This window comes from Halomarina pelagica, from assembly GCF_024228315.1.
Classification (GTDB): Archaea; Halobacteriota; Halobacteria; order Halobacteriales; family Haloarculaceae; genus Halomarina; species Halomarina pelagica.
This window is the reverse complement of the sequence record NZ_CP100454.1, coordinates 1,556,544-1,580,766: the sequence shown is the minus strand read 5'-3', so window position 1 is coordinate 1,580,766 and position 24,223 is coordinate 1,556,544. Positions and strand designations below refer to the sequence as shown.

The window sequence follows — 24,223 nt, the reverse complement described above, 5'->3', positions numbered from 1 at the left end:
CGTCGGAGACGGGGTAAACCCTTCCCGTTTCCGCGTCCCTCTCGCCCTCGTCGGGCGGACGCCATCGAGGGACGTTGAAGTACCCTCCGCGGCAACGGGTACGTATGCGCTCGCCGCTCACCGCCCTCGAACGCCCGGAGTACACCGGCGAGCGGCGCTGCTGGCCCTGCACGGTCGCGAACGGCGGCCTGCTCGCGGCGGCGTGCCTCGCGCTCGCGCTGGCCGGTCGGCCGCTCCTGGCCGCGACCGCCGGCGTCGCCGGGGGCGCGGCCATCGCGCTCCGTGGGTATCTCGTCCCGTACACGCCGCGGTTCGCACCCGCGCTGGTCCGGCGCGTCCGATCGGCGCTCGGACGGACGCCGGCGGAGCGACCGCTCGCCGAGTCGCTCGCACCCGAGGGGCGGGACGGCGAACGGGTACTCGATGCGCTGATCGCCGCCGGCGCGGTCGTCGTCGACGGCGACGATCTCGCGCTCTCGCCGGCGGTACGCGACCGCTGGGAGCGCGAGATGGCGGCGCTCGCCGATCTCGACGACGGGTCGCTCGCGTCCGCGGCCGACGCGGTCCTCGACGAGGGCCGGACCGCCGCGCCCATCTCGGCCGACGGCCGTCGATACGTCGCTGTCCACGCGCGGGCCGCCGCGGCGGAGCAGGGGGCGTGGGTACCTCGCCCCGCCGCGATCGCCGACCTCGCCGCCGTCCGTGCGCTCTCACCCCTCACCGACCTCGACGGCGGGACGCGGCTCTCCGCGGCACGGGCGTTCCGGCTGTTTCTCGACTCCTGCCCCGACTGCGACGGGCCGATCGTCGAGACGTCGTCCGCGTCCTGCTGCGGCGGCGGCGTGGACCCACGGGAGGGACCGCAGTCCGTTCTCGCCTGCGAGGCGTGCGATGCGCACCTGCTGACGCTCTGACTCACCGCACCCCTTCGAACCTGCTTGTTCGGTGTCAGATTCCGAAAGTATGTTTGTCCGTGCCGCGTTCGCTATCGACATGCCGCTCGAATCAGTCCTGCTCGCGGTCGGGCAGGGAGACGCAGACCGTATCGACGCGCTCGCACGAACCGTCGCCGACATCGCCGGCCCCGCCGGGGCGACCGTCACGATCGCGCACGTGTTCACCGAGTCGGAGTTCGACTCCGTCGTCGACCAGTTAGATTACGATCCCGACGGGCCGACCGACCCCGACGAGGTCGCCTCCCGGCACGCCACCGTCCGGGGGATCACGTCCGCGTTCGACGACGCGGGCGTCGAGTACAGCATCCGCGGGGCCGTCGGACCGCACGGCGAGCGCATCGTCTCGCTGGCGACGGGCGTCGACGCCGACCTCATCGTCGTCGGCGGGCGCAAGCGCTCGCCCACCGGCAAGGCCGTCTTCGGGAGCACGGCCCAGGACGTGATGCTCAACGCGCCGTGTCCGGTGACGTTCGTCCGGTCGTAGCAACGAACCGTCACGGACCGTCACGGACCGTCACGGACCGTCGAATCTACCGTCCCTCGCGGACCGACTGTCCCTCGGATGACCCCTGTTTTTACCGTCCCCGCACATGGAGCACCATGGGCATCGAGGAGGACTCACTCGACTACCACCGCGAATCCCCTCCCGGGAAGATCGAGATTTCGACGACGAAGCCGACGAACACGCAACGCGACCTCTCGCTTGCGTACTCGCCGGGCGTCGCCACCCCCTGTCTCGAAATCGCCGACGATCCCGACGAGGCGTACGCCTACACCGCCAAGGGCAATCTGGTGGGCGTCGTCTCGAACGGCTCTGCGGTGCTCGGATTGGGCGACATCGGGGCGCAGGCGTCGAAGCCGGTGATGGAGGGCAAGGGCGTGCTGTTCAAGCGCTTCGCCGACATCGACGTCTTCGACGTCGAACTGGACCACGACGACCCGGATGCGGTCGTGGCGTCCGTCGCCGCGATGGAGCCGACGTTCGGGGGGATCAACTTAGAGGACATCAAGGCACCGGAGTGCTTCGAGATCGAAGAACGCCTCCGCGAGGAGATGTCCATCCCGGTCTTCCACGACGATCAGCACGGCACCGCCATCATCTCCGGGGCAGCGCTGCTCAACGCCGCCGACATCGCCGGCAAATCCCTCGACGACCTCGACATCGTCTTCTCCGGGGCCGGGGCCGCCGCGACCGCGACCGCCCGCTTCTACGTCTCGCTCGGCGTCCGGCGTGAGAACGTCACGATGGTCGACATCGACGGCATCCTCACGGCGGAGCGCGCCGAGGCGGGCGACCTCAACCCCCACAACGAACCGTTCGCGCGGGACGTGCCGCCCGGCGACGTGGGCGACGCGATGGCGGGCGCGGACGTGTTCGTCGGTCTCTCCGTCGGCGGGATCGTCGACGCGGAGATGGTCCGCTCGATGGCCGACGACCCCGTCGTCTTCGCCATGGCCAACCCCGAACCGGAGATCGACTACGAGACGGCGAAGAGCGCCCGCGATGACACGGTGATCATGGCGACGGGGCGCTCTGACTACCCGAACCAGGTCAACAACGTCCTCGGGTTCCCCTTCATCTTCCGCGGCGCGCTCGACGTCCGCGCCACCGAAATCAACGAAGCCATGAAAGTCGCCGCGGCCCGCGCGCTGGCCGACCTGGCGAAGCGGGACGTGCCGGACGCGGTGGTGAAGGCCTACGGCGATCAGCCCTTGCAGTACGGCCCCGAGTACATCATCCCCAAACCCCTCGACCCCCGCGTCCTCTTCGAGGTGTCCGCCGCGGTCGCGAAAGCCGCGATGGACAGCGGCGTGGCCCGCGCCGAGGTCGACGAAGAGACGTACCGCCGGGAACTCGAAGCGCGCCTCGGCACGTCCCGCGAGATGATGCAGATCGTCGTCTCGAAGGCCCAGAGCGCCCCGAAGCGCGTCGTCCTCGCGGAGGGCGACCACCCGAAGATCGTCCGCGCGGCCTACCAGTTACTCGAGCAGGGGATCGCGGAACCGGTCCTGATCGGGGATCGTCACCGTATCTGGGAGCTGTCTGCGTCGCTCGGGCTGGACTTCGAGCCGGAGATCGTCGACCCGGAGGAGGAGTCGCTCGCGCCGTACGCCGATCGGCTCCACGAACTGCGCCGGCGCAAGGGCGTCACGCGCCGCGAGGCCGGAGAACTCATCGAGCGCGACGGCGACTACCTGGGGAGCGTGCTGGTGGAGATGGGCGACGCCGACGCGATGCTCACGGGGATCACCCACCACTACCCGACGGCCCTCCGCGCGCCGCTGCAGGTGATCGGCACCGCCGCGAACGCCAACTACGCCGCCGGCGTCTACATGCTCACCTTCAAGAACCGCGTCGTCTTCTGCGCCGACACCACCGTCAACCAGGACCCCGACGAGGAGGTGCTAGCGGAGATCGCGAGCCACACTGCGGAACTCGCCCGCCGGTTCAACGTCGATCCCCGCGTCGCCTTCCTCTCGTACTCCGACTTCGGCTCCGTCAGAAACGAGGGCACCGCCAAGCCCCGGCGTGCCGTCCGCGCGTTGCGGTCGGATCCGACGGTCGACTTTCCGGTGGACGGGGAGATGCAGGCGGACACGGCGGTCGTCGAGGAGATGCTCACCGGCACCTACAGCTTCTCCGACCTCGACGAACCCGCCAACGTCCTCGTCTTCCCGAATCTGGAGGCCGGCAACATCGCCTACAAACTGTTGCACAACCTCGGCGGGGCGGAGGCGATCGGGCCGATGCTGGTGGGGATGGACCGGCCCGTCCACGTCCTCCAGCGCGGCGACGAAGTCAAGGACATCGTCAACCTCGCCACGGTCGCGGTCGTCGACGCTCAGTGACGGCGGACGCGGCGACGTCGGGCGGAAACCACGTATTAACCGCGCGTTCGCGCCGCATAATTATGTCGTCGGGCACCGATCGCCGTCCCAGTATGGGACGTGAGGGGGAGAGCGGGGTCGTCGCGGGGCGGTCGCCGTAGATGGCCTCGCTCGAGATCTTCCTGGTGATCGGCGTGAGCCTGTTGCTCTCGCTCGTCCTGAGCGAAGTGGTCGAGCGCCTCGGCGAGCCCGGCTTCCTCGGGGAGATCCTCGCGGGCGTCGTCCTCGGTCCCTCCGTCCTAGCGCTCATCGGTAACGTCCGGCCGACGAACCCGTTCATCCTGATCTCGACCATCGGCGGGCTGCTGCTGTTCTTCGACGTGGGGTACCAGCAGATCGACCTCGACCGGCTCCTCGCCGCCCTCAGGCCGGTCCTGATCGTCGGGCTCTCGGGCGTGATCGTCCCCTTCCTCGTCGGGTTCGGGCTGGGGAGCGGGTTCGGCTTCGGCTTCGAATCCAGCCTCTATCTCGGTCTCGTCCTCTCGGTGACGTCGGTCTCGGTGGTCGTCCGGACGCTCCTGTCGCTCGACAGGCTCGACACGCAGTACGGCCGGTGGATCCTCGGCGCGTCGGTCGTCGACGACGTCGTCGGCCTGCTCGGCATCTCGATCCTCCCGCTGTTCTTCGTCGGCGGCGGGACGGAAGCGACCGTCTCCGCGCTCGGGCTGGCGGTTCTCTTCTTCGTCGGCACGGCCGTCTTCTATCGGTTCTTCGTCGACGAGATCTCCGCGCTCCTCGCGAGGTCACGGGTCGGGCAGGCGGACTTCATCGCGATCCTGGGGCTGCTCTTCCTGTTCGGGTACGCGTCGGACGCGGTGAACCTCTCGTACTTCATCGGCGCGCTCGCCATCGGGCTGATCCTCTCGACGAACGCACGGTTCGAGGGGAAGGACGTCCAGTCGAACGTGTACGGCATCGCCTACGGCGTGTTCATCCCGCTCTACTTCGTCGCCATCGGCGCGCGGATGAACCTCGGATCGCTGCGGCTCAACGCGTTCGTCCTGGCGTTCGCCGTCTTCGGTCTCCTCTCTAACTTCGTGGCGGGCTACGTCGGGAACCTGCTCGCCGGCGGTCGACGGGAGAACTCGCTGATCGTCGGGTTCGCGCTGCTCCCGCGATCCGAATCGGGGATCGCCATCGTGGCGCTCGGCGTCGCGCAGGGGATCGTCGGCGACCGGATCTTCGTCGCGTACCTCGTCGTGTTCGTCGTCTCGGTGTTGCTGACCCCGTCGCTGCTGAAGCGCGCCGTCGAACGAGCGGAGGCGACGAAGTCGGACGGTTCCGGCGGCGACGGTGCCTCCTCGTCGAGTCGGGACGACCGCGGCGACGGCGCGAAGAGCTGAGTATCGCCGCCGGCGAGCCGGGTACGGTACCGGGGTAACGCTCGCCGGTACCCTCGACCGCGTTCACAGCTGCGTCAGGTCGCCGACGTCGGCGTTGTTCGCGGGATCGTAGATGGGTTCGACGCGGACGTCGTACCGGAGGTCGTCGATGGTCGCCTGGGTCTGGTCGTCCTGCCACGGGATCAGTCCGACGGCGTAGGCGGCGTCGGGCCAGTCGACGAGCGTGTCGGTCACGGCGGATCCCGGTCGGCGTTCGAGGACGATCGCCGCGTTCCGCAGCGAGTCGTCCGCGCGGAGGACGCCCCCGCCCCTGATCTCGTTGTCGTTCACCAGGATCCCCCAGTCGCTCACGTCGGCCGGGGCACGGTCCCAGCGCTTCTCGGGCGCGTGCGCCATCAGGGCGGGGACCCGATCGGCGTTGATCGTGATGTCGTTGCGCTCGACGGCCACGTCACCGCCCGAGGAGTCGACCACGATCCCCCAGCCGGGGAGGAAGTCCCCGCTGTAGCCCGCCCCGTTGGGGTTCGTCGGCTCCTCGATGCGGATCTCGCAGTTCTCGATCCGGCCCCCCGCCTCCTCGGAGGTCTGGGGGTCCCAGTAGATGCCGTTGATCGACTCGTAGGTCCCGATGTTCCGGGGGTTCTGGTCGTTCAGGTCGATGCGGATCTCGCAGTTCTTGACATAAGAGTCACTACCACCATTGCGGGCAGCCGCCATCGCGCAGTTGACCCAGAGACAGTTTTCGAAGCGGTTCGTCCCATGGGTACCAACGTATGGAGCGCCGTCACCCGGATTGTTGAAGATGTTCAACTCCCGCCAGTAGAGCGTCCCGGCGTGGTTCTGAAATGCACCGCCGAATCCGCGAGAGGCACCGTGTCCCGTAATGTTGGCGGGGCCCCAGAAATGCACGTCCTCGACGTACCCGATCCCAGTCGTGTCCTGGATCGCAAGGAAGAGGAACCAGCGGTCGCCGTTCGCGTTCGAGGGGGTGAAACCGTTCTTCTGTAACTTCTGGACGTACAGCCCGTCGTTCGGTAGCAGTACGTGACCGATAGCGGCGGGTTGATCCTCGGTACCATACCATATCCTGTAATTCTTGAGGAGGATGTCTCTCCCTCCCGTCAACCAGAGGAGGTACGTCGACCCGTCTCCCTCCGGTCGAAATTCGACGTCCCGGCGATCAGCAGCTGTCCCGCGGATCCCGAACCGCTCGACGCCGTCCTTCTGTGCGACGATGTCCTGAGTCGTTGGGACGGTATACTGTCCGGGTGGAACCTCGATGAGCGTCCCCGTCTCGACGTACGGTTCCAGTTCGATCGGCTCGCTTCCCGTCGGATCCCAGCCGAGGTCGTCGACGGCGTTCAGCGTTCTATCGAAGGTGATGTTGTGTTCCGTGACCATCGTTTCGTTCCGTCGTGGGTGTGTTCGTATTCACGTTCGTGCTGGTGTCGCTACGCGCCGCCATCAGTACGTCCTCATCGAGATCGTCGGCCAGTCGAGCGCGTCCGGCGGGGGGGCGTCGCCCTCGGGTTCGGGGATGGGCTCCTCCGGCGGCGTCAGCCGGAGCGCCTTCGCGAGCAAGCGGACCTCCGGGGAACTCAGATACCGTTGCTGGTAGTCGAGCCACCCGACCGTCACGGTGTCGAACGTCGTCTCCGACCAGGGACGGCCGGTCACGTGCGTGAGGAGTGCCCGGAGGCAGTCGTTGCCGGGGCTCGAAGGCGAGTCCTGCCAGGAGAAAGGAGCGGCGAACGACGTCATCGGTACCCCGTGGGGGTAGACGTTCGCCCCAGATTCGAGCAGACGCAGGTCGCCGTCCTCGTCGCGGGTGTTCACCCGGGCGAGCAGTTCGGTGTTCTGCCGTCGCGCGAGTTCGGTCCCCGTCCACGCCAGCTCCGGCGACTCAACGACGATCTCGCCGTAGACGAGCGTCTTGAGGGCGTGAGCGACGAGGCGCTTTCGCCCGGACAGCGGCGGAGCGTGGCAGAGCGCCGCGTTCAGGAGCGCCGGGACGAAGTGTCTGACGTCCTCGTACTCGTACGCGTAGTTGACGTAGACCCGTGCGCCGGTTCGGTCGTCGCCCGGGACGACCGTCGCGACCGCGTCCGTGGGCAACGTCGAGAACTCGACGCGCTCGATGGCCGGCGTCCGGTAGACGTCGAACGCCTCTTCGACGGCGGTCCTCCGCATCGCGACGACCGCCGCTCGCAACCGAACGTCGGGGATCGTGTCGGCGAGCGCCGCGTCATCGAGCGCCTCGGCGGCCTCGTCTAGACCGTTCGGGTTCCCGTCGGCGCGGCGCGAGATGAGCGCCGCGAGGAACGTCTCGAAGTCGCGCTCCGACCAGTAGTACTCCTCGGCGGGTGCGAGCGCCGGCGTCCCGGGGTAGACCGACGGGACGAACAGGTCGCGGTCGGTCGGTTCGAGCGGTCGTCCACCGAGATCGTCGAGGGGGTCGTCGACCCCCTCGGCGGTCTCGTCATCCGTTTCGGCGTCGGACGCCTGGGCTTCTACGTCGCCGAACGCGCTCATCCCGACGAGTCCGGCGAGTCCACCGAGCGCCGCCCGCCGCGTCACCGTCAGTCCGTCGTCGGTAGTCTCTCGTTGTGGTTCGTTTCTTCGTTTCATTGACTTCTCCGATTCGGCAAAACCACAGTCGAGTGAATAATAATTAGTTATTGTCTTGTATATTTCGGAAAATAACCCTTTAACGATCGGTAGATTGTTTTGGAAAATATAATCACAGCGCGTCTACAGTCGGATAAAGGCGTCTGTCGGATTTGAGGGCGTCGACGGCCGACCGAACATGTCGGCCCCGGGTTTCAGGGTCCGTCGGGTCGATCCTCCGATCGTCACGATGAACGACCAGTCGATGTACGATCGGATCGGCGGCCGCGACGCCGTCGAAGCGATCGTCGACGAGTTCTACGACCGCGTGCTGAGCGACGACCGCCTGCGCGGGTATTTCGAGGGAATGGACATGAACGACCTCCGCGCCCACCAGGTACAGTTCATCAGCGCCGTCGCGGGCGGTCCGGTCGAGTACGACGGCGACGACATGCGCGAGGCGCACGACCACCTGAACATCTCCGAGCCACACTTCGACGCCGTCGCGGATCACCTGGACGCGGCACTGCGCGAGCACGACGTCGACGACCGCGACCGGCGCGCCGTCCTCGAGGAGGTCGCCGCGCTCAAAGCGCCCGTGCTCGGTCGATAGGCACCCGAGTCGGCGACCGACCCACGTCCGGAATCGGGTCGGCGGACGCGAGTCGACCGCGACGGGCGGTCGCCTACACCGCCGGTCACCCGCGCCGCCGGTCGTCCGTCGCCGCGTGACGCTCGACTAGTCGGTACATAACCGGCCACCGTCTCGCGATCGCGACGTCGCTCGAGGGACGGCGGCGCGGTCCTCCCGCTGCGCTCGCGATCCGTCCCCCGACGGTCCCGTCACCTCGTTCTCGGTGAAACTGTCCACAACTGTTCGCAACGACAGCGTTGATTATGTACCACGGAGGACATAGCAGTCCCCGTGGTAAAGCCATGAGACGCGCTGTACTCGTACTGCTCGCGTTGCTCCTGATCGCGAGCAGCGCACCCGCGAACGCGCTGGCTGGGACCGACGACGCGCGCGACGATCGATCCGTCGCGGTCGGACCCCAGAACTTCGAACTCCGTGACCTCACCGTGACCGTCGCCGACGTACACGTGGAGGGGACGGGCCTGCCCGACCGCTCGATCGACCGGGCCTCCTACACGGTCGACGACGCGACGGTATCCACGGACGGCTTCGTCGTCGTGTACCAGGACACCTCCTACCGAATCGGGGCCATCTCGGTGACCGTCGACAACGTGGGGCTCCAGGTGGAGAACGTCTCCATCAGCGACGCCTCCGGATCGAACTGACCCCGTCCGTCCCGGGGAACCGAGCGGCGAGTTATCGCAGTTTTCGACGGGCGACCCGTCCGCCTTCCGAGGAGCGTAGGGTGCGGGGCCGTCACCCGATCACGGGCACGCGGTACGTCGCCTCGTAGCGTCCGCGCTCGGTCGTCGCGCGCACGTCCACCGCGACGCCGAGGACGTGCGTCTCGCCCGCGCGGTCCTGAACGACGACGCCGTCGATCGCTCGACACGCGCCGAAGCGGCGACCCGGTCCGCGCGGGCACTCCTCGGTCGCCCACGCCCGCGCGGCGCTCCCGTTGTACCGCACCTCGTAGGCGGTTCCGGCGGCGACGCGCGACGCTTCGAGCGCCTCGACGCGGGGTCGGAGCCGATCGCGTACCGCCGCCGTCGCCGCCCGTCGCCGCCCCCATCGGTACTCGCCCGTCGCGTTCGCCCCGGCGTCGTGGACGGCCCGCTCGAGCAGCCGATTCGCGTTTCCCAGCGGATCGTCGTACTCGGCGCTCGCCCGCACGTCGGGGTGGTACCCCAGTTGCAGGTACGCGAGGACGGCCGGGGCGAGCGCGACGGCGATCACCGCGGCGGCGGTCAGGACGAGCTGCGCGCGGTCGCGACTCACGCGTACCACACCCGTATCGTCACGTCGCCGTGGGCGGTCGTCACCCGCGCCGCGCCGACCGCGACGCCGGCCGGCTTTCGGTATCCGACCGCGCCGTGGGGCGTCTCGACCCGATACATGAGGTTGTCCGGCAGGAGTCGCTCGACGCGCCGTCCCAGGGCCGCGCGCTCTCGATCGAACGCGTCGGGGGAGCGGGCGACCTCCGCCAGCCGCGTCGTCCCCCGGTGGCGGGGCGGTTCGTTCGCCAGCACGGTGGCGGCGTCGCTCGCGTAGGCGTCGAGTTGCGCCTCTCGCGTGTCCGCCGTCGGAACGCCGAGGACGAACCCCATCGTCACCACGAGGACGAGCACCGCGCCGACGCCCGCCTCGACGACCGACAGCGAGAGCTGTCCCCTAGCCATCGACGGTCACCGCCAGCTCAGCCTTCGTCGTCCGGGCGGGGTAGTAGGTGACGCGGACGCTCCCGCGCGGGAGCGGACCGTCGCCGTCGAACCGCAGGCGAGTCGTCTCGAAGCGCGAGAGCGCGACCTCGAAGGTCCCGTTCAGCCCCGACGGGTCGTGGAGGACGATCCGGTCGTTCGCGCGCACCGTCCGCACTGTCGTCCCGTCCGGCGGCCGCAGTTCGATCGTCGCGCGCGGGCTCCGACGGGGCAGCGTCACCGCGTCGCCCGCTACCGCCGGGAGCGTCACCGACTGGCGGCGCTGGACGAGCACGATCCGACGCGTCGTCGTTCCCCCGGTGGGATCGCCGCGCTCGACGACCGTCTCGCCGCCGACGCGGAGGCGGACGTCCCACCCACGCGCGACCGGAAACGCCTCGTCCAGGCGCGTAGCGTCGAACGCGCCCAGGTCCCCGGCGCGGAGGACGTTCGGCCGCGCCGTCAGCGGCGACTCGGCCGAGACGAGGCGCTCCGCGAGCGCGACCGCCGCGCGTCGCTCCGCCGGATCGCGCGTCGCCCCCGCGAACGCGCCGTCAGCGACCAGCAGCCCGAGGCTCGCCGTCGTCGTGAGCACGAGCAGCGCGACGGCGAGCGCCGGGAGGTTCGCCTGCCCCCGGCCAGTCCATCCGGTATCCCTCATCCGTCTCCCTCCCCGTCTCCCCTCCCGTTCTCGCGCTCGCCCGGCGTGCCCTCCCGTTCCTTAAGCCGGACGACGACGCCCCCGTCGGCTCCGCGGACGCGCACCACGGCGGGCTCGTCGCTCGTCCACGATCCCTCGACGCGGGCGACCTGCGGCGGGAGCGCGAGTCGGACGCGCCCGCCGACCGCGGGGTGCGGGTGATCGAGCACGAGCGTCTCTCCGTCCGCCCGGATCCGGTATCGCTCGCCGCGGATCGTCGGCGGCAGGTCGACCCGGACGCGGACGTCGACCGCCTCGGCCTCGGGCGGGACCGCCTGCTGGATCCGTTCGGCGGCCGCCGCGAGCGTCCGGTCGCCGACCGCGTCGCCCGCGGTCGAGCGGTAGCCCGGGACGACGCCGCCGTACAGCGTCGTCGTCAGGAGCCCGATGTAGAGGACGACGATCCCGGCCTCGAGCACCTTCCCGACGACGGGCGTCACGCCGCGGCTATCCACCGCCCACCTCCAGGTTCAGGTCGTGAACGACCAGGTAGGTCGTTCGCTCCCCCCGGAACGCGGCGACGACGCTCTCGACTCCGTCGCCGTCGACGTCGAGGCGGTCGACGGTCGCGCCGCGCTCGCGGAGGTAGTCCGCCCACGGCTCGGGCGTCCGCGTCTCCACCGCGAGGCGGTACGTCCCGTTCCCGACGCGCACCCGACGGTGACGGACGTGCGTCTCGAGCGCGACCGTGACGCCGCCGCGGCCCGAGATCGACACTCCCTCGCTCGCGTTCAGTCGCGGCGCGCCGACGACGAGGACGCCGCCGTCGCCCCGCGAGGCGGTGATCGGCGGTTCGACCTGCAGGCGCGCTCGACCGGGTCGTCCGCGGACGATCGCACCCGCGACGAACGCGACGCGGCGGTCGCCCGACTCGAAGACGAGCCCGCCGACCGCGACCGTCTCGACCACTCCCCCTCTCGCGTCGAGCAGTCGGAGGTCGCGCTCGACCGTCCGTAACTCCCCCCGCGCGAACGAGAGTCGGCCGCGGTGCGCGCCCGTGACCTCGACGGGGCGGAGCGCGCGGTCGACGTCCGAGGCGACGCGAGCGGCGTCGGCCTCGGCGGCGTTCTCCTCGACGATGGCCCCTATGCTGGCGGTCAGCGCGCCCATCGAGATCACGGCGACGCCGAGCAGGAGCGCGACGCCGACGACGTGCGACTGCCCCCGGCCGCGGGCGTTCGGGGGACCGATCATAGCATCCTCGCCCCCGCGAAGACGACGTACGTGACCGCGACGAGCGCGCCCGAGTGCAGCAGCGCCTCGTAGCGCCCGCGGCTCGCCATCCCGGCGAACCAGCCGCAGGCGAGCATCGTCGCCTGCGTGACGACGTAGAACAGGAAGCGGTCGCGTTCGAGGTCGACGGCGTCGGGGTCGAGCGCGACGCCCGCGGCCGTCCCCGAGACGCTCGACAGCTGTGCGAACCCGTCGAGGACGTAGCCGTTGACGGCGACCACGATGCCCACGACGAGCAGGGCGGTGGTCCACCCGACGGCGACGTAGACGAGCATCGACGACCGGAGCGCCTTGCGCTCGTGATAGAGCCGCCCGACCTCTGTCTGGAGCGTCTCGAACACCTCCTCCGCGTCGCTCCCCACGTCGAGCGCGCCCGTCACGAGGCCCATGGTCTGGGCGGCCAGCGGCGTCCCCACGCGCTCGACGAATCGATCGAGCGCGGCCGAGCGGACGTCGCCGTCCGCGGCGGTCATCAGCGAGAGGTTAAACGCGAGCGCGTCGACGTCCGACTGCAACGCGCCCAGGTCCACCTCGCGGGCGACGCGGGCAACGGCCTCGCCGAACGGTCGCCCCAGGCTGACGTGCCCCGCGACGGCGTGGACGAAGTCCTTGATCTCGCGGTCCTTGGCGTCGTCGAGGCGCGCCCGGCGGACCGCCACGCCGCCGACCGGGAGGCCGAAGGCGACGTAGCCGAACAGCCCCGCGTTCACGGGGTGGTAGCCGAGCGTCAGGCAGTAGGCGGTCACGGCGACCGCGAGCGGAGCGCAGACGAGTACCGCGTCGGACGGGTTCTCTCTCGCGCCGGCGAGGACGCCCCGAACCGTCTCGGCGGGCGCGTACGTCGGCGGTGCCTGGTCGGGCGGGCGGAGCGCGGCGATCAGCCACGCCGTCGTCGCGCCCACCGCGAGGACGAAGACGACGTTCCCGACGACGACGAGCGTCCGGACCGTGGCCGTCCCGACCGGGGTCGCGACCGGCGCGGAGAGGCCGGGCGCGAGCACCGCCATCACCGTGAGGATGATGACGAACAGCGCGGGCAGGACGAGCAGGACGATGAACAGCTCCGCGAGCAGTTCGAGGAAGTCCGTCGCCTGCTGTCGCGAGCGGGCCTGTCGGTGCGAGAGCATCCGCGACTCCAGGCGGAGGTAGCCCGCGAGCGCGTCCTCGCCCTGGGCGGCGTGTTCGCGGAACTTCAGCAGGAACGGCGACAGGAGATCCCGCGAGGGGGTGTCCCTGGCGACCATCCGGAGGCCGGCGTCGAGGCTCCCCGCGAGCGCCGCCCGGTTGAGGACGGCCCGGGCCGAGGCGGCCGTCTCGCCGTAGGCGTCCTGTTCGGCCACCTTGCGGAGCATCGTCCGGTGGTCGTCCGCCCCCGCGGCGAGCGTCCGCAGGTAGCGCACCGCGCCGGGGAGCGTCCGCTCGATGTTCGCCCGGCGGGCCGACGCGACCCAGCGCAGGTACTGTCCGCCGCCCCAGACCACCGTCCGCTTGCAGAGCGCCCCGAGGGCGAGGCCCGCCCCGGCGGCGACGGGTTCGCGCGGAAGCGCTGGCGCGTCGACGCGGTTCAGCACGGGGAGTCCCGCCTGCAGGAACGCCGAGACGCCGTCGAGGAGGTCCGCGGGGACCGCCAGCGCGAGCGCGGTCGCCCCCGTCGCGACGAGGAGGAACGCCGCCCAGGAGAGGCCGTACACCCGCGAGATGTATCGGTCGAAGCTCGCCCCGATCGCCGCCCCGCGGTAGCGCCGCCGGTCGCGTTCGTGTCGCCGCCGATCGGCGTGACGCGAGAACAGCGCGTAGAGGCCGCGTCCGAGCACGCCGGTCGCGTTACGCGTGGCCATCGCGCCCCCCGCCGACGCCGTTTCCACCGTCGTCTTCGGTTCCTCCACCGTCGACGCGCCCCCCGTCGAGACGCGCGTCGACCCCCTCGCCGTCGGTTCCGTCGTCACGGACCCTTCCCTCGTCGATCTCCCCCCCGCCGTCCTCTCCCCGTTCGCGCCGGCGCGCGTGCGCGACGCGCTCGACCGTCGCCGCCTCGTTCGCGCGGAGGTCCGCGAGGAAGCCGAACAGCTCGTCGGCGTCGCTGACGCCCTCGTTCACGAGGTACTCGACGTACCGGTGCTTGCGGAGGAACTCGCGCTCGACGGCCTCGACGGGGCGGTCGGTCCGATCCGCGATGCGGTCGAACACCGCCGTCCGGCAGTCGCGCGCGTCGTCGCCGAGCGCGGGGTGGTCGTACGCGAACGCGAACCCGCCGTCGACGGTGCGCTCGCAGACCGTGTCGTAGTGGATCGTCGTTCCGCCGCGCTCGACGACGCCACCGCCGGAGCCGGTCGCCGGGCCGTCGAGGAACTCGACGACCCGGCCGACGTACCGCTCGCCGCCGACGCGTTTCGGGAAGACGACGAGATCGAGTTCCGCGAGCAGGTAGGCCGGCAACCCCTGCTCGACGGCGCGGTTGACCAGCCGCTCGACGTCCTCGGCGTGGGTCGTGCCGAGGACGCCGTGGCCGGTCGAGACGATCTGCGCGAAGGAGGCGAAGCTCTCGGGCGTGTTGATCTCGGCGATGATCTCCACGTCCGGATTGAGGTAGTTCGTCTCGGTCATCAGATCGGCCATCGTCACGCGCTTGTACTCGCGCTCGTGGTCGCGCGTGGTGAGCGAGACGCCCGTCTCGTGGGGGAGCCACACCTCCCGGGAGCCCTCGTCGATGCTCACCGGGCGGTCGTCGAAGGGAATGAACGGAACGTGGGCGTTCATGAGCGTCGTCTTGCCTACCCCGGTCGGCCCCGCGAACAGGACGACGCCGTGGTGCTCGTAGAGCAACCAGAGCAGGGCGACGAGTTCGGTCGGGAGGCTCCCCGCCTCGACGAGGTCGACGGGCGTGAGGGGCTCCGGCGCTTGCTTGCGGATCGAGATGTGCGGCCCGCCCTCGCTGATCGTGGGGAGCGCGACGGCGCACCGGATCGTCTCGTCCGACCCCGGCGGCCGCAGGTTCACCTTCGCGCTGGGCGTGCTCGCGTTCACCTCGACGCCGTCGCTCGCGGCGAGTTGCGTGACGACGTTGACGAACTCCGCCTCGCGCTCGAAGGCCAGGTTCGTCGGGACGCGCTCGTCGAGTCCGCGGGGGACGACCTTCACCCGCTCGCCGACGCGGTTGGCCTCGATGTCCTCGAGCCGACCGTCCCTGATGGGGATCGTGAGGTGACCGTAGCCGACGTAGTCCCGGAGGACGTAGTAGACGAGATCGGAGAGCCGGTCGGGGGCGAACCGCTCGTCGACCGGCGGGAGGGCGAGGTCGTACGCGGCGAGCGCCGTCCGGAGGCGATAGCGGAGCGCCTCGAGCCACGTCCGCGCGTCCTCGGCGGTGAGCCGTCGCGAGAGGACCGCCTCGGCTCGTTCGCGGACGAACGCGGTGGCGTCGTCGTCCGCGGTCCCGTCGTCCCGCAGGAAGACGCCGTCGACGGTGGCCTCCCAGATGCGCTCCTTGCACTCCTCGACGAGCGCGCGGTCGCCCGGCAGGAGGTCCGGTTCCCTGATCGCGTACTTGGTCGTGAACGGGTCGTTCCCGAGGACGTTCTCGCGGTAGACGACGACGGGGATCTCGAAGTCGAGAAACGACACCGAGTAGCGCGAGAGGCGCTCGCTGGCGAAGCGTTCGAGGTGATCCGTCTCCGCGATCCCCGTTCGGACCGGCGCGTAGTCGGCCGTGTGAACGATCACCTCGCCGTCGCGCTCGTCGGCGACTTCGATGGCGTCGTCGAGCGCGTGCGGCGTCAGCGACCCGAGACAGCGCACCTCGGCGAGGACGTGGTAGGTGAGCCGAGCCTCCATCGCCGCGGAGAGGTCGGTCAACCGATCGACGGCGCGCTCGTACTTCGGCCCGACGCCGGCGGCCATGCGCTCGACCGCGCCCTCGCGCGTCAGCGGGGGCGTCGCGCTCGCCGCCGAGAAGTACTCGCGGACCCGACCGAGCGCCCGCTCGGCGTTCGTCGACAGCGACGGCTCCCGCGTCGTGTAGCGGAACTCGTCACCCGCGCGACGGACCGTCACGACGACGCCGGGGTGGATCTCCTCCTGTCGCAGCACGTCCGGCGCGTACCACGCGTCGGGCGCGTCCGGCGGTCGCGGCGGGGGAACGCCCACGGACGTATCCGATTCTGACATAGTCACGATTCGATACCTTTCGGTATTTAAACATTGTCTTCGGCGGCCCGTCGGCAGGCGCGTCCCCGACCTTTTGTCGCTCCCGACCCGACGGCGTGTGGTGAGTTCGCTCCTCGACCCCGGGATCTCGGAGCCGTTGTTCGCGTTCATGCGCCTCTACGAGCGCGTCTTCCACCCCCTGCCGTACGTCGCCGCGGTGGGGCTGGTCGCGATCGTCGTCGAGTGGCGACGCGAGGACGACGGCTGGCGTGGCCTCGGGTACCGGTTCGGGGCGTACGCGACGGCGCTCGCGGCGGCGGTGACGCCCGCCGCCGCCTACCTGCTGGTGACGCCGACGGGGATCTCCACCGCGCTCGTCGATCCGAGCTGGCGGCTGGATCTCGCGACCGCGCTCGGGGTGGCCGCGGGTGCCGGACTGCTGTGGGCGCTCTGGACCGCCAACGGGTGGGGGCGGATCGTCCCCGACGCGGCCGCGCTCCTGCTGCTCGCCCTGCTCCCGTACGCGGCGATCGCGCCGTTCTGGGACCTCTCCGGGCACGTGACGTTCACGACCGTGCCGACCCTGTTCCTGCTCCTCGTCGATCGCCGGTTCGGACCGCTCCTCGTCGTGCCGGCCGTGATGGTCGTGAACCGCCCGCTGCTGGGAGCGCACACCTGGTTGCAATCGGTCGCGGGGGTGGCGTTCGCCGTCGCCGTCATCGCCGTCGCCCGCAGAACGGTCCTCGACTGTGAGGCGTACGCCTGAGCGCCACGAGGAGCGTCTAGGAGCGGTCGTCCGCGGTCGAGCGCCTGATCCCGCTGATCCCGCTATTGCTCGCTGGCCGCCTTCAGCGACCAGAAGAAGGCGAAGTACGCGGCCACGCCGGCGAGCATGAACAGGTAGTACGCCCACCGCGGGCCGTCGACGACCTCGAACAGCAGGCTGACGCCCGTCACCCAGACGACGGCGAACGCCAGGTCGGCGACCATCCCCGACCGGTGTTCGTCGACGTGCTCGCGGAGTCGGTCGGGGAGGCTCACGGGCGCGGTCGACCCCCCACGGTCAGTCGCCGTCCGCGCGCGCGTCGACGACCAGGACGGGCCGCTTGGTCGATCGGAGGACGCGCTCGGTCACGCTCCCGAGGAGCGCGCGCCTGACGCCGGAGCGTCCGTGGCTGCCCATCACGACGAGGTCGACGTCGTGGTCCTCGACGTAGTCCGCGATGACCCGGTGGGGAACGCCCGCCCGGACGTGTTCGACGACCTCGACGCCGCGCTCCGCGCCCGCGTCGGCGACGTAGCCGGTCGCGGCCTCCGCGCGCTCCCGCAACTCGTCCATCTCGTGGAACCTGCCCGCGCGGAGCCGGTCGATCTGCTCGGTGCCGAGGCCCACCTCCACCGCGTCGATGTCGACGACGTACAGCGCGTCGACGGTCGCGCCGTACCGTTCGGCGAGGTCGAGCGCGTGGCCGACCGCGGTCTCGGCGACGTCGCTCCCGTCGGTCGGGACGAGGATGCGGTCGTACATCGTCAGTCGTCCGCGGGGGTCTCGCCCCCGCTCTTGGCGGCGACCGCCTCGGCGGCCGTCGTCTCCCGCATGGGTTCGGGGCTGTGACACTGCCGGACGAGCCGCTTGGTCCGCAGGTCCGGCTCCTCGGTGGCGAGCGAGACGCCGATGGTGACCGCGAACACGACGGGCGTGGCGATCAGCGCCGACCCGATCGCGGGCATCCACTGGGCCAGCGCCGGGACGAGCGGGGCCTCGACGCCGCCCACGTAGTTCGGGACGACCTCGTTGATCATCGGGATCGACCAGAGGACGAGCCCGGTGGTCATGCCGCTGAGCGCGCCCTTGCGGTTCGCGTTCTCCCACCAGAGCCCGAGGAAGAACATCGGGAACAGCACCGACCCGGCCAGCGAGAAGGCGTACGCGACGAGCGCCGCGATGGGCGCGGCGGGATCCAGCGCGGCCAGCGTCGTGATGACGCCCAGCAGGATGATGCTCAGGCGGCCGACGAGCACCTGCTGGCGCTGGGTCGCGTCGGGGTTGATGATGTTGGTGTAGATGTCGTGGGAGATGGCCGACGAGCCGGCGATGAACAGGCCGGCGACCGTCGCGATGGCGGCGGCGATGCCGCCCGCCGCGACGAAGCCGACGAACCAGCCGGGCAGGCCGGCCAGTTGCGTCGCCAGCACGACGATGACGTCGGCGGCCGCGCTCTCCATGCCGCTCGCGCCGTACACCGGGCCGACCTGCTCCGCGTAGAGGTCGGTCCCGAACGCGGCGAACGCGGGGGCGCTCCAGTACAGCAGGCAGATGAAGAACAGCCCCCACACGGTCGACCAGCGGGCGGTCCGCTCGTTCTCGACCGTGTAGAACCGCACGAGGACGTGGGGCAGCCCCGCGGTCCCGACGATCAGCGAGAAGCACGTCGCGATCCACAGGTAGTAGCTCCCGCTCACGAACGGCTCCGAGAACTCGCTGCCGAGTTCGCTGATGAGCTGGCCGTACTGGATCTGCGGGAGTACCGTCGAGTACCCCTGCGTGAAGCCGACGGCGTACAGCCCGGCGAGGAACGCGGCGATGAGGATGGTGTACTGGACGGCCTGGTTCTTCGTCGCGCCGAGCATCCCGGACAGCGTCAGGTAGCCGACGGTGATGGCCATCATGAAGACGACCATCGACTGGTAGCCGGTCAGGCCGAACAGGCCGATGTCGCCGAACACGTACAGGCCGACCAGCGCCATGCCGCGAGCCTGTCCGATGGCGTAGACGAACCCGATCAGGAACGTCGTGACGGCCGCGATGGCGCGGGCGGCGTCGGAGTTGAAGCGGTCGCCGACGAAGTCCGGGGCCGTGTACTTCCCGAACCGGCGCATCTGGGCGGCCATGAAGATCAGCACGATGAAGAACGCCGTCGTCCAGCCGACGACGAACGCCAGCCCGTAGACCCCGGACAGCGCGATCAGCCCCGCCATGCCGAGGTAGGAGGCCGCAGACATCCAGTTCGCGCCGATCGCGGCACCGTTCTCGAGGTTGCCGATCGAGCGGCCGGCGACCCACATGTCCTCTGCGTCGGCCACGCGGAAGACGAACCCGATCGCGAGGAACAGCCCCAGCATCGACAGCACGAGGACGGCCGGCAGGAACTTGAACGAGATGTTCAGCCCCTCCGGGAGCAACCCCCCGCTCTGGAGCGGGACGCTCGCAGTCATTCGGTCTCACCCCCGACGCCGTGTCTGATGCCGTACTTCTCGTCGAGCCGGTCGCGCTTGCGGACGTACCAGTACGAGAGGAGCAGGCCGGTGGTCGGAGCGCCGATCGCCATCAGGAAGTAGTGCAGCGGGAACCCGATGACGGGCATCTGCGTCGTCATGAGGTCCGGCGCGATGGCCGTCAGCGTCACCGGGCCGAAGACCGCGACGAACCAGACGGCGAACCCGGTCCAGATGATCCGCAGGTGATCGCGCATGTACGGCGTACTCGGCGACAGCAGGTTCACCTCGGCGTCGAGGTAGTTCGTCGGTTCCGCCGCACCCGTGGCCGTCGCCCGTCCCGTCGCGTGCCCGCCGTCCGCCGCCGCCGTCGGCCCGTCGCCGCTCGCGGCCGTCTCATCCGCGCCGTTCGCTCCCCTCCCCGCCGCGTCTCGCTCGTTCATCGATCCCCCCGTTCCGTCGCGGGCGGTCGGTGTCGCGCGGCCGGCGAGCGCGCGCGTGCGCCGGTTCGAGCCCCCCGGCTCGGCGGACGCGGCGTTCGAACCGACGACCGTACCCCCTGTTCTACCCCATGTACTATCATGACGGTTGGGACCGTGTACCACCAATGGAATAAGTGACGTGCCTAATTGCATTAAAAGAGTCTGTACGACCGTCCCGCGGATCGGCCGATCGCCGGATTCGACTCCCTGGACCGCCGTCGGGTCGGTTCGCGCTCGCCTCCGTCGAACGGTCGCCGTCGGGCGGGCGATCAGCGACCCCTAGACAGCTAGCGTCGGTCCCGCTCGATGACGGCGGTCAGGAGCTTCTGCTGGGCGCGCCTGAGGTGGTTGTGGAGCGTCGGCGAGGAGACGCCGACGGAGTCGGCGAGTTCCTCCGCCGTCGATTCGCGCGGCCACTCGAAGTAGCCGGCGTAGTAGGCGGCGCGGAGGACGGACAGCTGTCTGTCGGTGAGGACCTCGTCGAGTCGCTCGGGGAACGCCCCGCCGGACCGGACGGGCCGCTCGACCTCCCGCTTCGCGACCAGCCGCGTCCGGGGGTACGCCGCGCGGACGGTCTCGACCACCTCCCGGACGTCGACGTCGCTCGCGACCTCGCCGACCAGCGTGACCACCCCGCGCTCGACGACGAGGTCGCGGACGGTCCCGCCGCACTCGACGAGCGCGCCGACGGGCGAGTCGGTGACGACGAGTTCGAGCAGCGCGCCGTCCGCCCGCCCGCTGACGAGTCGCGCGTCCTCGATCGCCGGGGCGTCGGCCGCCCGTTCGAGCGCCGCGTCCGGCGACGCGCCCCGTACGGTGACGTAGTACAGGAACGCCCCGGCCTCGGCCGGGGCGATCCCCTCCAGTCGGAACGTGCAGTCGAGCGCGCTCGAGGCGGTCGCGAGGAAGGAACCCGAGGTCGACTCGAGGGTGAGTTCCGTCGCGGTGTCGGCGAGCAGCAGCCGCCGGTGTTCGACGCCCGCGAGCGCCGCCGCGACGTGCGCCCCGTAGATCGCGAGCAGGTCGCGTTCGGCCTCGGCGACCGGCGCGGTGGGGACGGCGCACAGCGCCCCCCGGGTCTGCCGTCCGTGCGTCAGCGGGACGACGATCACCGTCGTCCGTTCCGTCCTCTCCTCGACGGCGGTCGCCCTGATCGTTCCCTCCTCGACGGCCGCCCGAACGACCGCCCGGGCGGAGTCGTCGGCCTCGAGCGCCGCCGCGAGCGCGTCCGCCGCGCCGCCCGTCGGCTCCGTCCCGGCCGTCGGGTCGAACACGGTCGCCGTCCGGTAGGCGGCCGTCCCCGTCAGCCGCTCGCAGGCGATCGTCTCGACGGCGTCCTCGGTCGTCGCGTCCGTCAGCGCCCCGCTCGCCTCCCGGAGCAGTCGCGCGACGGTTCGAAGCCGCCCCGCGCTCCCCCGGTCGAACCGTCCGGGGCCGCCCCCGCCCCGTCGTTCGAACGCCCGGACGACCGCCCCCCGATCGGCCGGTTCGAGGTACGGGGCGAGCTGTTCCGGGCGATCGTACCGTCCGACGGCGAGCACGACCCGCGGATCGAGGCCGCGCTCGACGAGCAATCGCCGGGCGAAGTAACCCCGGAGGTCCCGGGTCGAGAGCCCCTCGAAGACCGCGTCGCCGGTCGCCGCCGCCGCGCGCGCGGCCACCTCGGAGACGAGCATCTGCACCCGTCTCGGCGACACCCCCACCAGCGGCTCGTCGGGCGCGATCCCCGCCCCGTCGGCGTACTTTCGCAGGTCGTGCTCCACGTCGGGCGGGAGGTACGCCTCGCGCGCATCCGACTCCTCACCGGGGACGCGCAGGAAGAAGTGATCCCCGTGGGGGAGCACGTCGACGAGGCGCACGCGCGTCACCTCCTCGGGGTGCAACCCCACCTCGCCGCACAACCGAACGACGACGTCCTCGCGGTGCGTCTCGGTCGCCCGGCGCAATCGCTCGTAGCCGGCCGCGTCGAGCGCGTCGCCCCCGCCGCGGTCCCCCGCGTCCCCGAACATGTTTCGGCCTAATGGATTACTCCGAAATCAAGGTTGGGGGAGTGGCGGGGGTATCACTCGAGATCTCGGCGAGTATCGAACGAATGGGGACGAGTGACGGGCGGTGAGGCGCTGATCTGTGCCTGCTGACGACAGCGGCGTTTCGATACGCTACGTATTCGCGAAACGACGGTCGGGGGTCACTCCTCGTCGGCCGGATCCCGGCGCACGACGGACTCGATCTCGCCGAGGATCTCTGGGTTGCGTAGCGCGCTGGTGTCGCCGAGCGCCTCGCCGTTGGCGATGTCCTCGAGCAGTCGGCGCATGATCTTGCCGGAGCGCGTCTTCGGGAGATCCGGCGTGAACACGATCGCCTCCGGGATCGCCATGGGGCCGATCCCCTCGCGGACGCGTTCCTCGATACGCGCCCGGAGGCAGTCGTCGCCGGGGTAGTCCCGCTCGAGGCTCACGTAGGCGTAGACGGCCCGGCCGGTGTCGCGGTCGTCGCCGCCGATGACCGCGGCCTCCGCGACGCCCTCGACCTCGACGATGCGGCTCTCCAGTTCCATCGTGCTGAACCGCCGCCCGGCGACGTTCACGACGTCGTCGATCCGGCCGAGGACCGTGACGTAGCCATCCGCGTCGACGGTCGCCTCGTCGCCCGCGGCGTACCGCCACCCGTCGGCGGACCGCCGCGGGTACCCGCCGCTCGCCCACCCCTCGCCGGTCGCGAGCGCGGCGGGCATGCCGGGCCACGGCCGATCGAGCACGAGGTGTCCCGTCTCGCCGACCGCCGTCGGTTCGCCGTCGCCGTCGACGACGCGGGCCCCGATCCCGGGCAGCGGCCTCCCCGCGCTCCCCGGCTTCATCGCGTCCACGCCGGGGAGCGTCGAGATCACGATCGCCCCCGTCTCGGTCTGCCACCACGTATCCACGATCGGACACGACTCGCCGCCGACGTGCGCGTAGTACCACTCCCAGACGCGCGGGTTGATCGGTTCGCCGACCGTCCCGAGCAGGCGCAGCGAGGAGAGGTCGTTCCGGGCGGGATACTCGGCTCCCCACTTCATGAACGCGCGGATCGCGGTGGGTGCGGTGTAGAACACGTCGACGGCGTTGCGCTCGATGATCCGCCAGACGCGATCCTTCTCCGGGTGGTCGGGCGTCCCCTCGTAGAGGACCGTCGTCGTGCCGAGCGCGAGCGGGCCGTAGACGACGTAGGAGTGGCCGGTGATCCACCCGATGTCCGCCGAACACCAGTAGGTGTCCTCGGGCTTGACGTCGAGGACGGCGCGGGCGGTCCAGGCGACGTGGGCGAGGTAGCCGCCGGTCGTGTGGGTGACGGCCTTCGGCGCGCCCGTCGTCCCCGAGGTGTAGATGAGAAAGAGGGGGTCGGTCGCGTCGCGGGCGACCGGCGTCACCCGCTCGCCCTCGTGGGCCGTCAGCAGGTCGGCGTAGCCGTACTGTCGCTCGCCGAGGTGCATCTCGTCGCCGAGACGGGAGACGACGACCGTCGCCTCGACGTCGTGGTCCAGGCTGATCCGGGCGTTGTCGGCCTTGTTCTTCTGGTTGGTCGCGGCCCCCCGCCGGTAGTACCCGTCGCAGGTGACGAGAAAGCGCGACTCGGCGCGCTCCATCCGGCTCGCCAGCGCCGACGCGGAGAACCCCGCGAACACGACGTTGTGGACCGCGCCGAGTCGCGCGCACGCCAGCATGGCGATCGGAAGCTCCGGGATCATCGGCATGTACAGCGTGACGACGTCGTCGGCCTCGACGCCGAGCGCCCGCAGGGCGACCGCGAACTCGTTGACCTCCCGGTAGAGGTCGAGGTAGGTGTACGTCTCCGTCTCGCCCAGCCGTCCCTCCCACTGGATCGCGACCTGGTTCTTCCGCTCGTCGAGGTGTCTGTCGACGCAGTTGTACGACGCGTTCAGCCGACCGCCGGCGAACCAGCGGAACGGCGGTTCGGTCCCGCCGCCCGCGAGGACGGCGTCGTACCCACGATCCCAGTCCAGCAGGTCGCCCGCCCGCTCCCAGCAGTCCGGCCACTCCCGCTCGAACGTCCGCCGGATCCCGGACTCACGCACGTTCGCCTGCGCGACGAACGACGCCGGCGGCTCGATCGGCTCGCGGTCGAGGAGTCGCCCGTCTGCGTCGTGTTCCATCCCGGGCGGCGCTACGGTTCCCGGGGGGTAAAGGGTTCGCGGGTCGCCGGTACGGCGCGGTCGCCCGACGCCCGCCCCGAACCCGTTTGAAATACCACTTAATCATAAAAATTCTAATTGTGAAATAATCGAAGAAAAGTATAATACGCCCCGAATCCTGTTCCCGACCG

22 protein-coding genes are annotated in these 24,223 nt (G+C 70.4%); 7 read left to right on the top strand and 15 right to left on the bottom strand.

The genetic code is table 11. The annotated features are described in order from the left end of the window. Nucleotides 1-104 precede the first annotated feature (104 nt). From NKI68_RS08200 to NKI68_RS08185, 4 genes are all read left to right on the top strand, one after another. Entirely contained in the window at nt 105-914 is an 810-nt protein-coding gene (locus NKI68_RS08200; RefSeq protein WP_254546229.1) for a DUF8054 domain-containing protein, read from the top strand. A 79-nt stretch (nt 915-993) separates the two neighbouring features. Further along, nucleotides 994-1,440: a universal stress protein gene (locus NKI68_RS08195; protein ID WP_254546228.1), complete on the top strand. Its 447-nt coding sequence runs from the start codon at nt 994-996 to the stop codon at nt 1,438-1,440. A gap of 116 nt (nt 1,441-1,556) precedes the next feature. Beyond that, nucleotides 1,557-3,806, top strand: a complete 2,250-nt coding sequence (locus NKI68_RS08190; protein WP_254546227.1) for an NADP-dependent malic enzyme — start codon at nt 1,557-1,559, stop codon at nt 3,804-3,806. A gap of 140 nt (nt 3,807-3,946) precedes the next feature. After that, the gene (locus tag NKI68_RS08185; protein ID WP_254546226.1) at nt 3,947-5,188 is read left to right on the top strand and encodes a cation:proton antiporter; all 1,242 of its coding nucleotides are present in this window, start codon (nt 3,947-3,949) and stop codon (nt 5,186-5,188) included. A gap of 63 nt (nt 5,189-5,251) precedes the next feature. Here NKI68_RS08185 and NKI68_RS08180 read toward each other — a convergent pair whose 3' ends face one another. Together NKI68_RS08180 and NKI68_RS08175 are read right to left on the bottom strand one after the other, a co-directional pair. Beyond that, nucleotides 5,252-6,589: a hypothetical protein gene (locus NKI68_RS08180; protein ID WP_254546225.1), complete on the bottom strand. Its 1,338-nt coding sequence runs from the start codon at nt 6,587-6,589 to the stop codon at nt 5,252-5,254. 63 nt (nt 6,590-6,652) lie between these two features. Next, nucleotides 6,653-7,816, bottom strand: a complete 1,164-nt coding sequence (locus NKI68_RS08175; RefSeq protein ID WP_254546224.1) for a hypothetical protein — start codon at nt 7,814-7,816, stop codon at nt 6,653-6,655. A 229-nt stretch (nt 7,817-8,045) separates the two neighbouring features. Here NKI68_RS08175 and NKI68_RS08170 point away from each other — a divergent pair, with 229 nt between their 5' ends. Together NKI68_RS08170 and NKI68_RS08165 are read left to right on the top strand one after the other, a co-directional pair. Beyond that, a complete protein-coding gene (locus tag NKI68_RS08170; protein WP_254546223.1) occupies nt 8,046-8,408 on the top strand; it encodes a group I truncated hemoglobin in 363 nt (120 codons plus the stop codon). A 323-nt stretch (nt 8,409-8,731) separates the two neighbouring features. Further along, complete coding sequence (locus NKI68_RS08165) at nt 8,732-9,094, top strand: hypothetical protein (RefSeq protein WP_254546222.1); 363 nt, start codon at nt 8,732-8,734, stop codon at nt 9,092-9,094. A 91-nt stretch (nt 9,095-9,185) separates the two neighbouring features. Here the strand turns inward: NKI68_RS08165 and NKI68_RS08160 are convergent, their stop codons facing one another. Genes NKI68_RS08160 through NKI68_RS08130 form a run of 7 tightly spaced genes read right to left on the bottom strand, consistent with a single transcriptional unit; the run spans nt 9,186 to nt 16,223 of the window. Then, nucleotides 9,186-9,716 (bottom strand): DUF7261 family protein, encoded by a 531-nt coding sequence (locus NKI68_RS08160; protein ID WP_254546221.1) that lies wholly within the window; start codon nt 9,714-9,716, stop codon nt 9,186-9,188. After that, nucleotides 9,704-10,108, bottom strand: coding sequence for a DUF7262 family protein (locus NKI68_RS08155; protein WP_254546220.1), 405 nt, complete (start codon nt 10,106-10,108; stop codon nt 9,704-9,706). Before NKI68_RS08155 ends, NKI68_RS08160 begins: the two co-directional genes overlap by 13 nt. After that, a complete protein-coding gene (locus NKI68_RS08150; protein WP_254546219.1) occupies nt 10,101-10,787 on the bottom strand; it encodes a DUF7263 family protein in 687 nt (228 codons plus the stop codon). The genes NKI68_RS08155 and NKI68_RS08150 overlap by 8 nt, the downstream gene beginning before the upstream one ends. Beyond that, nucleotides 10,784-11,281, bottom strand: a complete 498-nt coding sequence (locus tag NKI68_RS08145) for a DUF7266 family protein (RefSeq protein WP_254546218.1) — start codon at nt 11,279-11,281, stop codon at nt 10,784-10,786. Before NKI68_RS08145 ends, NKI68_RS08150 begins: the two co-directional genes overlap by 4 nt. Continuing rightward, a complete protein-coding gene (locus NKI68_RS08140; protein WP_254546217.1) occupies nt 11,274-12,020 on the bottom strand; it encodes a DUF7289 family protein in 747 nt (248 codons plus the stop codon). Before NKI68_RS08140 ends, NKI68_RS08145 begins: the two co-directional genes overlap by 8 nt. Beyond that, complete coding sequence (locus tag NKI68_RS08135; RefSeq protein ID WP_254546216.1) at nt 12,017-13,897, bottom strand: type II secretion system F family protein; 1,881 nt, start codon at nt 13,895-13,897, stop codon at nt 12,017-12,019. Before NKI68_RS08135 ends, NKI68_RS08140 begins: the two co-directional genes overlap by 4 nt. Further along, nucleotides 13,884-16,223, bottom strand: coding sequence for a type II/IV secretion system ATPase subunit (locus NKI68_RS08130; RefSeq protein ID WP_254546215.1), 2,340 nt, complete (start codon nt 16,221-16,223; stop codon nt 13,884-13,886). Before NKI68_RS08130 ends, NKI68_RS08135 begins: the two co-directional genes overlap by 14 nt. Nucleotides 16,224-16,323: 100 nt before the next feature. Between NKI68_RS08130 and NKI68_RS08125 the strand changes: the two genes are divergently transcribed. Continuing rightward, entirely contained in the window at nt 16,324-16,968 is a 645-nt protein-coding gene (locus NKI68_RS08125; RefSeq protein ID WP_254546214.1) for a phosphoesterase, read from the top strand. A gap of 62 nt (nt 16,969-17,030) precedes the next feature. On the opposite strand, the gene NKI68_RS08120 is transcribed toward NKI68_RS08125, so the two are convergent. From NKI68_RS08120 to acs, 6 genes are all read right to left on the bottom strand, one after another. Next, nucleotides 17,031-17,243, bottom strand: coding sequence for a DUF8119 family protein (locus NKI68_RS08120; protein ID WP_254546213.1), 213 nt, complete (start codon nt 17,241-17,243; stop codon nt 17,031-17,033). 22 nt (nt 17,244-17,265) lie between these two features. After that, nucleotides 17,266-17,730: a universal stress protein gene (locus tag NKI68_RS08115; protein WP_254546212.1), complete on the bottom strand. Its 465-nt coding sequence runs from the start codon at nt 17,728-17,730 to the stop codon at nt 17,266-17,268. Between the two features lie 2 nt (nt 17,731-17,732). Further along, nucleotides 17,733-19,418 carry a sodium:solute symporter family transporter gene (locus tag NKI68_RS08110; RefSeq protein ID WP_254546211.1) on the bottom strand — a complete coding sequence of 562 codons (1,686 nt, stop codon included), beginning with the start codon at nt 19,416-19,418 and terminating at the stop codon, nt 17,733-17,735. Next, a complete protein-coding gene (locus NKI68_RS08105) occupies nt 19,415-19,861 on the bottom strand; it encodes a DUF4212 domain-containing protein (RefSeq protein ID WP_254546210.1) in 447 nt (148 codons plus the stop codon). Before NKI68_RS08105 ends, NKI68_RS08110 begins: the two co-directional genes overlap by 4 nt. Before the next feature lie 326 nt (nt 19,862-20,187). Further along, the gene (locus tag NKI68_RS08100) at nt 20,188-21,909 is read right to left on the bottom strand and encodes a bacterio-opsin activator domain-containing protein (protein ID WP_254546209.1); all 1,722 of its coding nucleotides are present in this window, start codon (nt 21,907-21,909) and stop codon (nt 20,188-20,190) included. A gap of 179 nt (nt 21,910-22,088) precedes the next feature. Beyond that, nucleotides 22,089-24,053, bottom strand: a complete 1,965-nt coding sequence (acs, locus tag NKI68_RS08095; RefSeq protein ID WP_254546208.1) for an acetate--CoA ligase — start codon at nt 24,051-24,053, stop codon at nt 22,089-22,091. Nucleotides 24,054-24,223 lie beyond the last annotated feature (170 nt).

Coding starts and splice junctions, on each gene's coding strand:
- NKI68_RS08135 (WP_254546216.1), bottom strand. CDS start 13,897: ATGGCCACGCGTAACGCGACCGGCGTGCTCGGACGCGGCCTCTACGCG.
- NKI68_RS08190 (WP_254546227.1), top strand. CDS start 1,557: ATGGGCATCGAGGAGGACTCACTCGACTACCACCGCGAATCCCCTCCC.
- NKI68_RS08150 (WP_254546219.1), bottom strand. CDS start 10,787: ATGAGGGATACCGGATGGACTGGCCGGGGGCAGGCGAACCTCCCGGCG.
- acs (WP_254546208.1), bottom strand. CDS start 24,053: ATGGAACACGACGCAGACGGGCGACTCCTCGACCGCGAGCCGATCGAG.
- NKI68_RS08130 (WP_254546215.1), bottom strand. CDS start 16,223: ATGTCAGAATCGGATACGTCCGTGGGCGTTCCCCCGCCGCGACCGCCG.
- NKI68_RS08175 (WP_254546224.1), bottom strand. CDS start 7,816: ATGAAACGAAGAAACGAACCACAACGAGAGACTACCGACGACGGACTG.
- NKI68_RS08180 (WP_254546225.1), bottom strand. CDS start 6,589: ATGGTCACGGAACACAACATCACCTTCGATAGAACGCTGAACGCCGTC.
- NKI68_RS08165 (WP_254546222.1), top strand. CDS start 8,732: ATGAGACGCGCTGTACTCGTACTGCTCGCGTTGCTCCTGATCGCGAGC.
- NKI68_RS08170 (WP_254546223.1), top strand. CDS start 8,046: ATGAACGACCAGTCGATGTACGATCGGATCGGCGGCCGCGACGCCGTC.
- NKI68_RS08195 (WP_254546228.1), top strand. CDS start 994: ATGCCGCTCGAATCAGTCCTGCTCGCGGTCGGGCAGGGAGACGCAGAC.
- NKI68_RS08105 (WP_254546210.1), bottom strand. CDS start 19,861: ATGAACGAGCGAGACGCGGCGGGGAGGGGAGCGAACGGCGCGGATGAG.
- NKI68_RS08115 (WP_254546212.1), bottom strand. CDS start 17,730: ATGTACGACCGCATCCTCGTCCCGACCGACGGGAGCGACGTCGCCGAG.
- NKI68_RS08140 (WP_254546217.1), bottom strand. CDS start 12,020: ATGATCGGTCCCCCGAACGCCCGCGGCCGGGGGCAGTCGCACGTCGTC.
- NKI68_RS08185 (WP_254546226.1), top strand. CDS start 3,947: ATGGCCTCGCTCGAGATCTTCCTGGTGATCGGCGTGAGCCTGTTGCTC.
- NKI68_RS08100 (WP_254546209.1), bottom strand. CDS start 21,909: ATGTTCGGGGACGCGGGGGACCGCGGCGGGGGCGACGCGCTCGACGCG.
- NKI68_RS08155 (WP_254546220.1), bottom strand. CDS start 10,108: ATGGCTAGGGGACAGCTCTCGCTGTCGGTCGTCGAGGCGGGCGTCGGC.
- NKI68_RS08110 (WP_254546211.1), bottom strand. CDS start 19,418: ATGACTGCGAGCGTCCCGCTCCAGAGCGGGGGGTTGCTCCCGGAGGGG.
- NKI68_RS08200 (WP_254546229.1), top strand. CDS start 105: ATGCGCTCGCCGCTCACCGCCCTCGAACGCCCGGAGTACACCGGCGAG.